Genomic DNA, 11,769 nt, shown 5'->3' on the forward strand with positions numbered 1-11,769 from the left:
GTAAAATCCTCTCCGTTTCAGCCATTGATCAGCGGACTGATATTCATGAAGAGTTCTTTTTCTTTCTGTACTTCTGGTTCACTTCCTACAACACAAATTTCTTCATCAGACAAGATCGCCTCGATCAGTGGAGCCAGTGCCTGAATATCCTCAGCCTGTGCATTCAGGATCTCATCACGTTCTTTCTGCACCATCTCTTCTGTCAGACCGCAGAACCATGCTGCCTTGGAAATGCTTCCTTTCATCTGCGGAGTCTTCGGTACATCCTTTCCACTGATAGTTCCAATGATGTATTTTGTCATTTCTCTTTCATCTGCCTGGAAACCACGTACATAATCCGGAATTCCGGCAAAAACATCAAAGGTACGTTTCAGATGCGGATCACGGTAGGACACAAAGAAGCTCTCGCCACTGTATTTAAATCCGCTCATACATCCGTAAGCACCGCCCTTAACACGGATATTGATCCAGAGATAATCATAGCTTAAGGCAACCTTGAGAATATTAAGTGCACCTGTATAGTCGTAGCCTTTTTTGCGGAAGTTTCCTGCCTGTGCCACATACTGTACCTGTCCGGAAGTCATAAATCCTTCATTTTTCTTCTGGCAGATCATTTCAGAAGAAGAACTTTCTGTCACTTCCTGATGAAGCGTTTTCTTTAATTCCCTGATCTGTTTCTGAACACTGTCAAGGGACTCTCTCTCTCCTGTATAACTGATACAGAGATTTTCCGGGCGAAGGATCTCGACCATCAGAGACTTGAGGTTCTCAATGATCTCTTCCTTTCTGTCATCAAATTCCCTGTCCAGTTTCTCAATAAACTGATAGTATGCGATTCCTGCCATTCCATCCTGAAAAGCTGCCATCGGAGATGCATAGGAAGCTGCACGGAGCACTGCTGTGGAATGTCCTGCACTTACAAGAGATGATTGTGCTCTTGATTTGACTCTCGAAATGATTTCATGAAGTCTTCTGGTATCTGTCACATCGGATGTGTTAAGAATCTCACGGATCATACGGAAAATCACATCCATCTTCGGATACATTACCTTACCCTTGACACCAAAGAAGGCTCTGTACTCATCCACAGAATCTGCACGGTCAAAAACTTCAACGCCGCAGGCAATTCCACCGGTCTCGGCATTGATCTCATTGGAAAGCTCTCCATAAGTGTAATGTGCGGTATCTACATATCCAAGCACGGATTTAAGGAGTCCCAGATATGGAACTTTATCCGGTGCAAGGTTCTTGAGGTCAAACATCAGATCCAGATAGGCAATTCCATTTGTTGAAACCTCATGATACAGGAAAAGACTTCCATCCACATCCAGTTCTTCATTATAAAATTTATCCGCAGATTTACGGATATCTTCCCTCTTAAGCATCGGGATACATTTTGCAGCCTCCGGATCTTCTTCTGCTTCCTGATATGCTTCCAGTGCACTGGTTCGTTTTACCATCTCCTGTCTTTCTTCTTCGGTGCATCCCCCAAGATAAGCGGCCAGTTTCTCTTCAAGAGCCTTGGCTTTTCTTGCGGCAAGTCCTCTGGACGGCATCAGGGTCAGTACCGAGCCATGTGGATTGTCAAGAAGATATTTACGGATCAGTTCTTCAAAATACCCTGTGTTTTTGAGAGATTTCAGTTTCTCAAATACCGGAATCAGTTCTACCTGTGCAAATGGATGCTCATCGTCATACAGCCAGTTTCCAAGAATATCAAGGCCATAGATCAGACCCTTCGGATAGGAAGAAAAATCGGCTTCCCTGTAGCGGAACTCCATACTGTTGATTCCGGCATCCAGTGCTTTACGGTCAATTCCTGTCTCTGCAACTTTCTGAAGAACATCTCGGATAATGGAAACAAATTCTTCTTTTTTGTCTGCATTCGCACCCTTTGCGATAATATCAAAATACGGCTGACGGATTCCATCCTCATAAGCACCATAAATATCCTTGCCGATTCCCGCATCAAGAAGTGCTTTCTTAAGCGGTGCCCCCGGTGCGCTTAAAAGTGCATAATCCAAGACTTCAAACGCAATGGCAGTAAGACTGTCCATGGCAGTTCCCACAACAACATTGTAAGAAAGATATGCATTATCCTCCTCACTCTCACTCTCTGCAACCGGATATTCCTTTGTCAGATCCTGCATTGCATCAAACGCCTTCTGTTCTCTAATCTCAGAATCCACATCCAGGCTGTCAAAAGCAGATAGATAATGTCTGTCGATGAAATCCAGTTTCTCTGTCATGTCCATATTTCCGTACAGGTAAATATAGCTGTTGGACGGATGATAATACGTTCTGTGGAAATCAAGGAATTCTTCATAGCTAAGATCTGGAATATTCTCAGGAGCTCCGCCGGACTCGCATCCATAAGTGATATCCGGGAACAGAGAGTTCATGATCTCACGCTCCAGAACATCATCCGGAGAAGAAAAAGCTCCCTTCATTTCGTTATAAACAACACCATTATAGGTCAGCGGGCCTTCTGGTTTCTCCAGGTGATAATTCCAGCCTTCCTGACGGAAGATTTCTTCTTTCTCATAAATGTTCGGATAAAAAACTGCATCCAGATAAACATGCATCAGATTCTGAAAATCCTGATCATTACAGCTTGCCACCGGATAACAGGTCTTGTCCGGATAAGTCATGGCATTCAAAAAAGTGTTCAAAGAGCCTTTGACCAGTTCGACAAACGGATCTTTGAGTGGAAACTCTCTGGATCCGCAGAGCACACTATGTTCCAGAATATGTGCAACACCTGTGCTGTTCTTCGGCGGGGTACGAAAAGCGATATTGAACACTTTGTTTTCGTCATCGTTCTCAATGAGCATTACCCTTGCTCCGGTTTTGATATGCCGGAGCAGGTAGCCTGTAGAACGGATGTCAGTTAATTTTTTTTCTTTGATGACCTTGTATGCAGTCACTTTACTTAAATCCATTGCTGCCTCCGTTTTTATATGTAGTATTTCTTATTTTACCGGATTTATTCCGGAAGTCCGCCCTCGCCCGGGAAATAATCCTCGAAGACCTTGCGGGCTGCCTTTGTGAGCAGAGCCAGTTCTTCTTCCATGCCAAGATTTCTGGGTACTTTTACGGTTGTTTCATAGATATCATTCTTAAGCTTTGACTTGACGTCATCCTTCTTCATTGTCACAAGTCCGCAAAGTATCGTATTATAACTCTTGTCTGTCTGGCAGAGATCCATATACAGCTTGACAAGATGCTCACACTCTCGATAGACGAGTTCTCTGTGCAGCTCGCTCTTCTGTATAAGTTCATGGAAGCTTACCTGATCCAGTTCTTTCTGAAGGCTCTTTCGTGCACTCCTGGAACCAAATAATCTGTTTCCGGAAGCACGGTTGAACTCTATGGTCATCCAGAACTTCAGATAACCGTCTGCCCGTCCTCCCAGGTCAGATTCCATGCCATAACGTGCATCCCAGATTTCCTTACGAACCTGATTTTCCTCGGTATTTCCCTCCTGTGCGATTGCCTGCTCCAGAAGCTCTCTGCGCTTGGCCGGATCTTTTTCTCTATAATATTGTGCAATGATTGGTGTATCCATATATACCCTCCTGTAGATATTCTATTCTGCCACGATTTCTGAAGGTGAAGACCAACATTACGAAATCATTCTCTATAAAGTAATAAAAAACCCTCTTCCCTCCAATATGCCCATTATAGCAAAGATGGAGAAAAAAGGGTAGTCCCAGTTTACAGAATAAGCATCGCATCCCCAAAGGAGAAGAATCTGTATTTCTGGCGTACAGCCTCTTCATAAGCTGCCATAATATGCTCTTTACCTGCAAGAGCAGAAACCAGCATCATAAGCGTAGACTCCGGAAGATGAAAATTTGTGATCAGTCCGTCAATCATTTTAAAACGGTAGCCCGGATAGATAAAAATCTCTGTCCAGCCGCTTCCTGCACGCAGAATTCCATTCTCATCTGTCGCAGATTCCAGAGTACGGCAGCTTGTCGTTCCTACAGAGATCACCCTGCCGCCCTGCTTCTTTGTGTCATTGATGAGCTTCGCCTGGTCTTCCTCTACCATATAGAACTCAGAATGCATATGATGCTGTTCCACATCATCAACCTTGACCGGCCGGAAGGTTCCAAGTCCTACATGAAGTGTCACATGAGCAATATTGACGCCCTTCGCCTTCACCTGCTCCAGAAGCTCTTTTGTAAAATGAAGTCCTGCTGTCGGTGCTGCCGCGGAACCGTCATTCTTTGCATATACGGTCTGATAGCGGTTCTTGTCTTTTAATTTATGTGTAATATATGGAGGAAGCGGCATTTCTCCAAGCTGATCCAGAATTTCCTCAAAGATTCCATCATATTGGAACTGGATCAGACGGTTTCCCTCATCTACAACATCGATGATCTCACCCTTAAGGATTCCGTCACCAAATGTGATCTTTGCTCCCGGTCTTGCCTTCTTGCCCGGTTTTACAAGACATTCCCAGATATCATTTTCACGGCGTTTCAAGAGCAGGATCTCGATCAGTGCACCGGTTTCTTCTTTGTGTCCGTAAAGACGGGCAGGGATAACCCTTGTGTCATTGATGACCAGACAGTCTCCCTCTTTCAGATAATCTAGAATGTCTGTAAAATGTCTGTGTTCCATGGATCCGTCTTTCATAGAAAGATGAAGAAGCCTGGAAGAACTGCGGTCTTCCAGAGGATCCTGTGCGATCAGTTCCTTCGGAAGATCATAATAAAAATCTGATGTCTTCATAACTACTCCTTTTATTGGTTATCGTTCTTTTCTTTTTCTTCTTTCCACTGTTTCTTCCACTGGCGGATCTGATTCCACTCTTTGTTGGTAAGATCTGCCTTTTTGAGAAGATCCGGCCGGTTCTTTGCTGTACGCAGGATAGACTGTTCTCTTCTCCACGCTTCGATGTTGGCATGATGTCCTGATAAAAGGACAGGAGGAACCTTTTTGCCATGCCATTCTTCCGGTCTGCTGTACTGAGGATATTCAAGAAGATTTCCTGCAAAAGACTCCGTCTCTCCCGATTCCTGATTACTCAGAACTCCCGGAACCATTCTTGAGACAGCATCCATCATGACCATCGCCGGAAGTTCGCCGCCTGTAAGCACATAATCTCCGATAGAAACAAAATCTGTAACCACTTCCTCGAGCACGCGCTCATCAATTCCCTCATAATGTCCGCACAGAAAAACAAGATCCTGCTCTTTTGCAAAATCTTTCGCCATGGTCTGATTAAATACGCTTCCCTGAGGTGTGAGATAAACCACTCTCGGCCTGTAGCCGATTTTTTCCTCGATAGACTGGTATGCAAGATAAACCGGCTCTGCCTGCATCAGCATTCCGGCGCCGCCGCCGTAGGGATAATCATCCACCTTCTGATGCTTATTAAACGCATAATCACGGATATTGATCGCATCAACGGACAGATATCCTCCCGCGATCGCACGTCCGATGATACTGGTGTTCATTCCCTGCTCTATCATTTCCGGAAAAAGTGTCAAAACATGAAAATTCATTTATATAAGTCCCTTCATCAAATGTATGGTCATTGTACCGCTTTCCAGATCTACATTCAGAATACACTCTTTGATCGCCGGAAGAAGGACTTCTCCGTGTTCCCTGGAATTAACGATATAGACATCATTCGCTCCCGTCTCCATCACATCCTTAAGTGTTCCAAACTCCGTTCCATCCTCCAGGACTACCTTCATTCCCAGAAGGTCCGCGATATAGTACTCATCTTCACCCAGTTCCTGACCCTCTTCCCGCGGGATCCAGAGAGCACACCCCTTATATTTCTCGATATCGTTGATATTATCGATACCATCAAATTTAAGGATGGCAAGGTTTTTGAAAAATCTTACATTTTTGATATCCAATCTTCGATACTCTCTGCCTGTATCCAGCAGTACATAATCCAGATCCAGAAAACGTTCTGCATCATCCGTAGTAGGATATACTTTAACCTCTCCCCTCACACCATGTGTAGTGGTGATCACTCCGACCTTTAATAAATCTTCCATAAAAAACTCCCTTTAAGATGTAAAAAGGAGCTATGTTTCCACAGCTCCGATACTTTCTTTATTGCAGAATATCTACAATTACTTTTTTGCTGCTCTTTGAAGAAGCCGCTTTAACTACTGTACGGATTGCCTTGGCAATACGTCCCTGTCTTCCGATGACCTTTCCCATATCAGAAGGGCCCACTTTCAGTTCAATGATAACTGCATCTTCTTTTTCGTTTTCGGTGACTACCACCTCATCCGGATGCTCCACAAGAGATTTTGCAATTACTTCAACTAATTCTTTCATTACATACCTCCCTGTACTGTCTATGACAGGATCTTAAGAAATACCTTCCGTATCGTATCTCTTATTTCTCGATTCCGGCCTCTTTGAAGATTCTTGCTACAACGTCTGTCGGCTGAGCTCCTGCTGCAAGCCATTTTTTAGCTTCTTCTTCGTTTACTTTGTAAGCACTTGGCTCGATGTTCGGATCATATGTTCCGATTTCAGCGATGCATTTTCCGTCACGTTTGCTGCGGGAATCTGCAACTACGATTCTATAAAAAGGTGCTTTCTTCTGTCCCATTCTTCTTAATCTGATTTTAACTGCCATTTTTGTTTCCTCCATTATGATATCTTTTATTGTTTTGGTTGATTTATCTATTAAAAAGGAAGCTTGAAGCCGCCTCTTTTACCCATTTTACCGCCCATCATTCCAGGCATCTGTTTCATTAATTTCTTGCTCTGCTCAAACTGCTTCACAAGACGGTTGACTTCTGCAATGTCCACACCCGCACCCTTCGCGATACGGTTCTTGCGGGATACATTCATAATCCCCGGATTGCTCCGCTCTGCCGGTGTCATGGAAAGGATGATCGCCTTGGTACGCTCCAGTGCCTTCTCATCGATCATATCTTCAAGTTCCCTGGCCTTACTGCCAATTCCCGGAAGCATGTTGAGGATACTGCCGATACCGCCCATCTTGTTCATCTGTTCCATACTGGTGAGATAGTCATTGAAGTCAAAATCCATTTTTTTGAGCTTCTTCTGCATCTCTGCCGCCTGATCCTGGTCAAGTGCCGCCTCCGCTTTCTCAATAAGGCTCATCACATCTCCCATTCCCAGGATTCTGGAAGCCATACGTTCCGGATAGAACTGCTCCAGATCTGAAAGCTTCTCTCCCATACCTACATAAAGGATCGGCTTTCCGGTTACTGCCTTGATAGAAAGTGCTGCACCGCCTCGGGTGTCACCATCCATCTTGGTAAGGATAACTCCATCGATTCCAACCTTGTCAACGAAAGTCTTGGCTACGTTTACCGCATCCTGACCTGTCATCGCATCTACGATCAGAAGTGTCGCATCCACCTGTATATTTGCCTTGATGTCTGCAAGCTCCTGCATCATGTTCTCATCCACATGAAGTCGGCCTGCGGTATCAAGAAGAACTACATTCTGCTGATTGGCTCTGGCATGCTCAACTGCCGCCTTCGCAATGTCTACCGGGCTCTGCTTATCTCCCATGGAAAAAACTTCCACACCCTGCTTCTCTCCATTTACCTGAAGCTGTGTGATCGCTGCCGGACGATATACGTCACATGCAACCAGAAGCGGTCGTTTTCCCTTGGATTTAAGTTTGCCTGCAAGCTTGGCAACTGTAGTTGTCTTACCTGCACCCTGAAGACCTGCCATCATCAGTACTGTGATCTCGTTTCCCGGTTTCAGTGGAAGCTCTGTTGTCTCGCTTCCCATAAGGCTTACAAGCTCATCATTAACGATCTTGATCACCATCTGTCCCGGATTCAGTCCGTTCATGACATCCTGTCCGACCGCACGTTCCTGCACAGATTTCGTGAACTGCTTTACAACCTTAAAGTTTACATCCGCTTCAAGAAGAGCCATCTTGACTTCTTTCAGGGCTATCTTGACATCTTCCTCTGTAAGTCGGCCTTTACTTCTCAGCTTTTTGAATACATTTTGTAATTTTTCCGTCAAGCTTTCAAATGCCATGCGTTATAACTCCTCTAAAATTTCATTGGAAATTTCTGTAATCTCCTGTGCCTGATAATCGGCCGCAATTTCTTTGATCCGATGAACCTGCTCTCTGATATTCAGAAATTTCTCTACCAGATGAAGCTTCGCCTCGTACTCCTCCAGCGTGTGATTGCAGCGCTTGATCATATCATGGACACCCTGTCGGCTGATCCCCAGATCCTCTGCTACCTCACTGAGGGAATAATCCTCCAGAACAACGCTCTCATATACCTGCTGCTGTCGTTCCGTAAGCAATTCTCCATAAAAATCATATAACAATGTCTGTTCCACAAATCTTTCCATCTGTAACCACCTTGGGTATCATATCGTATTTTGGCGTAGGTGTCAAGTGTTTTTTCTTGACAGATGTTTTTTATTCTATAATTACTATTCTGCTAATTTCTCAAATTCTGCTTTACTAATCTTTATGCCACTTGCCGCAAGCCGGTCAGCTCTGTCATAATATATTTTATCCACAGCATCTGTTTTTTCAGATGCAATGCCATAATGCAGCAGTCTATGACATATCGGACATAGACAAACCACATTCGCGTAAACATCCAGACTGTTTTGAAACATCTCCTGATACCTCATTGGTAACGCATGATGCCCTTCCATGTATGGATGCCCTGTCCCCTTTGCAATAAAGGTTTTATGCTTTGGATCTAGTTCACATTCATATCCTGCTGACTCTATAGACTGCAATTTGATTATAGAAGATCTTTTCCAGTTTTCCATGGCAATAACACGTTTATCCTCAACTGGAACTTCAATATCCATAACCTCTATCTGATTATGAATATTCTCAAAACCTTTGCCATTAGCAAACTTCAGATAATTGTTAAATCCAGCACTGTACATCCTGTGTCCACGTATATTTAGCTCAACAAACTCTGGATTTGTGTATAAATATTCCTTTATTATTTTCAGTTCATCAAGATTCTGGATTTCATAGACTGACTGTCTTATTTTTTCTTTCTTGACAAGAAATTTTGAAATGTATCGCATTGCTCTTTGCTAATGATCAATTGTAGAATCTGACACCTTGCATATCTCTTTAAGATATTTTTCATAATACGTCATAAGAGCATATCCATTCATATACTTTACCCCACTGATGTTTTTTAATTCATACAGAATCACTTACCTATAAGTATACATCCCAGTTTATATTTTTACAATCAGCACGTTAGAATATCAACCAGCAGAAAAACTCATCTGTTACTGCGTTTTCTTTAAGAACATTTTTTATTAAAGATAAATTTTTTCTATCATCTACCTCATTTAAAATTATCTTTCTGAAAATACTTTCGAAAATTGGCACAGCAATACTATTGCCAGCCTGTTTATATAATGCCGTATAGTATCTGCCTTTTTTTTGCTGTGCCTGTCTTGCTCGTTCAAAATCTTCGTCTGTATATCCCTGCAATCTCCAGCATTCGCGTTCCGTTAAGTATCTGTATCTTCCATTTCCACAATCTATCACCTGTGCAGGTGTTCTGTCTTGTCGTGTGGTAATTGTGAATGCATAATCCCGTATAACGGTTGCCCTTCTTACACTTCCAGTCACACCAATCACATTTCTTACGGAAGGTTGTGTCACATCATATACTTCTGGTACTTTCTCATTATTTTCCAAAAACTCACTAATATTACGCATTGGGGTTCGAATCAGATCGTCAAAACAAAACTTTTCTTTTCCAAGACTAGAAACCGTAAACACTCTTTCTCTTGCCTGCGGGAGTCCAAACTCTCTCGCATCCAATACTTCATAATTATTTGTATATCCCATATCTTCCATTTCTTCCTGGTATCTGGAAAAATTTGCAATCATATGACGACTCATAACATTCCGCACGTTCTCCCATATCACCCACTTTGGTTTCCAGTTTCCCATCTGTTGAATGATATGTATTGTTTCCCACATCAGACTTGAGCGCGTTCCGCTTCCTTGATCTGCTCCTTTTCCTCTGTTGACTCTTCCATCTACCATCGTTGCTTTCCCCTGATGTCCGGCAATACTCATATCCTGGCAGGGACTTCCATGTATCAAAATATCGGGACATAAATTCCAACCTATAATATTTTGCGTCTTATATGATAATTCTTCTGAAAATATAGAATTATATGATCGAACTGCTTTTTCATCAATTTCCACATAATCTATTGCTTTTGTAGGTATATTAAGATTACGAAGTGCACACCTTGGGCTTCCAATTCCCCCAAACAATTCTAGAATCTGAACAGGCTTTTGTTCCTCAATCATCTATATTAACCACTCCTTATAGTATTTTTCTGTTACTGTGAACAGTTACATTTTTCTTTCTGTCAATAACTTTAATCCACATTTTAAAGAACAAATCGTTCCTGTATATTATAATACATTTTTCATACTATAACAAGCATTTCTCTTTTTAAAAATTTCTCCTATTATATACTCCAATTTGTTCTTCTTTATGTTATACTATGTATGTTGCTGCCCTCAATCTGGCAACAGAAAGGGGGTGCTTGCGTTGAATGCAATCGTATCTTTTTTAGTCGCTGTTGCGGCTGGTGTAGCCTGCCACTACATCATCAAATGGTTAGACGGTGACAAATAACAGCAGCTGGCCTCGGTTCGTGCACCGTAAAAGCACAAAAAGAAATCCCCCAGTATTCCCAGTACTGAGGGCTTTTGTCTGTGTTAGACATGTATTTCATTCTTTGCCTACGGCAATTATAGCATATGCCTTTTCGGAAATCAATATGCCTGATCTCGGTATTTCTATGGATTTTTCTCCATTTGGCACAAATTTGTCACAGAATCAAATTCCATATTCCGCAAAGTCCTGTATTTCCTGCATTTCTCAGGAATTTATATCAAGTGTTTTTTCTTAACAAATACCTGAGATTACTGGAACTGTTTCTCGGGCTCTTCTGCCTCGAATTCAAATACGCAGCGGTCAAATGCATTGACCACATTTGTTTCTTCGTATTTGTCATAACGCTTGTGTTTTCTTCCATATGACATATGAACGTGTCCGTGGAGGAAATATTTGGGGCGGTATTTTTCCATCAGGCGACGGAAGACTTTAAAACCCTGGTGCGGAAGATCACGTCCGTCATTCAGCTGATAGGCCGGTGCATGTGTCACAAGGATATCAATCCCTCCGCGAAACCATATCTTCGGAAAAAGCTTTAATACCCTTTTGTTCATTTCCCATTCTGTATACTGGTGGGTGCCGGGTTTATAACGCATAGATCCCCCAAGCCCCAGGATTCGTACTCCTTCGTAGACAACAAGTTTGTCGTCAATGCAGATGCAGCCCTCCGGTGGGATCTTTTCGTATTTATCATCGTGATTTCCATGTACATAGAAGACCGGAGCCGATGTAAATGTAGCAAGAAAGGACAGATAACGCGGATCCAGATCTCCGCAGGAGATGATAAGATCGATTCCCTCCAGTTTGCTTTTTTCGAAATAATCCCATAGATACTTGGATTCTTCATCTGCTATGGCAAGTATTTTCATCTATTGCATATCCCGTTACTGAAAACTTATAAAAAGTTATAAACTTCTATGTTTCATTCCTACTTCAACGAGTATGTTTTTGATGATATAAATATCAATCTACTCACAAGTTCTTGTACTCTCCATAGGCGTAAATTCCGGACTAACGTATCCGTACATATTTGCATTGACGTTTCAGTGTCAGCCTGCAAGTCTTTCTCCATAAGCCTTGAGAT

12 protein-coding genes are annotated in these 11,769 nt (G+C 42.6%); all 12 read right to left on the minus strand.

The genetic code is table 11. From position 1 onward, the window contains the following. Window positions 1–17: 17 nt before the first annotated feature. On the minus strand, window positions 18–2,942 hold the full coding sequence (locus GT674_RS13000; RefSeq protein WP_161286100.1) for an insulinase family protein: 2,925 nt from the start codon (window positions 2,940–2,942) through the stop codon (window positions 18–20). 44 nt (window positions 2,943–2,986) lie between these two features. After that, entirely contained in the window at window positions 2,987–3,568 is a 582-nt protein-coding gene (locus tag GT674_RS13005; RefSeq protein ID WP_161286101.1) for a DUF6553 family protein, read from the minus strand. A 149-nt stretch (window positions 3,569–3,717) separates the two neighbouring features. Further along, on the minus strand, window positions 3,718–4,743 hold the full coding sequence (gene queA, locus GT674_RS13010) for a tRNA preQ1(34) S-adenosylmethionine ribosyltransferase-isomerase QueA (protein WP_161286102.1): 1,026 nt from the start codon (window positions 4,741–4,743) through the stop codon (window positions 3,718–3,720). Window positions 4,744–4,754: 11 nt separating this feature from the next. Continuing rightward, on the minus strand, window positions 4,755–5,519 hold the full coding sequence (gene trmD / locus GT674_RS13015) for a tRNA (guanosine(37)-N1)-methyltransferase TrmD (RefSeq protein WP_161286103.1): 765 nt from the start codon (window positions 5,517–5,519) through the stop codon (window positions 4,755–4,757). Continuing rightward, entirely contained in the window at window positions 5,520–6,026 is a 507-nt protein-coding gene (gene rimM, locus GT674_RS13020; RefSeq protein WP_161286104.1) for a ribosome maturation factor RimM, read from the minus strand. Window positions 6,027–6,084: 58 nt separating this feature from the next. Further along, the gene (locus GT674_RS13025) at window positions 6,085–6,315 is read right to left on the minus strand and encodes a KH domain-containing protein (RefSeq protein ID WP_005424345.1); all 231 of its coding nucleotides are present in this window, start codon (window positions 6,313–6,315) and stop codon (window positions 6,085–6,087) included. Window positions 6,316–6,376: 61 nt separating this feature from the next. Then, window positions 6,377–6,622, minus strand: coding sequence for a 30S ribosomal protein S16 (gene rpsP, locus GT674_RS13030; protein ID WP_005424344.1), 246 nt, complete (start codon window positions 6,620–6,622; stop codon window positions 6,377–6,379). A gap of 50 nt (window positions 6,623–6,672) precedes the next feature. Next, window positions 6,673–8,019: a signal recognition particle protein gene (ffh, locus tag GT674_RS13035; protein WP_161286105.1), complete on the minus strand. Its 1,347-nt coding sequence runs from the start codon at window positions 8,017–8,019 to the stop codon at window positions 6,673–6,675. Window positions 8,020–8,022: 3 nt separating this feature from the next. Then, window positions 8,023–8,346: a YlxM family DNA-binding protein gene (gene ylxM / locus GT674_RS13040; protein ID WP_161286106.1), complete on the minus strand. Its 324-nt coding sequence runs from the start codon at window positions 8,344–8,346 to the stop codon at window positions 8,023–8,025. Window positions 8,347–8,430: 84 nt separating this feature from the next. Beyond that, window positions 8,431–9,051: an HNH endonuclease gene (locus GT674_RS13045; protein WP_161286107.1), complete on the minus strand. Its 621-nt coding sequence runs from the start codon at window positions 9,049–9,051 to the stop codon at window positions 8,431–8,433. Between the two features lie 181 nt (window positions 9,052–9,232). After that, window positions 9,233–10,309 (minus strand): DNA cytosine methyltransferase, encoded by a 1,077-nt coding sequence (locus GT674_RS13050; RefSeq protein WP_192926033.1) that lies wholly within the window; start codon window positions 10,307–10,309, stop codon window positions 9,233–9,235. A gap of 624 nt (window positions 10,310–10,933) precedes the next feature. Next, window positions 10,934–11,554 (minus strand): metallophosphoesterase family protein, encoded by a 621-nt coding sequence (locus tag GT674_RS13055; RefSeq protein WP_161286108.1) that lies wholly within the window; start codon window positions 11,552–11,554, stop codon window positions 10,934–10,936. Window positions 11,555–11,769: the final 215 nt, after the last annotated feature.

This window comes from Blautia sp. BIOML-A1 (assembly GCF_009883055.1).
Classification (GTDB): domain Bacteria; phylum Bacillota; class Clostridia; order Lachnospirales; family Lachnospiraceae; genus Blautia_A.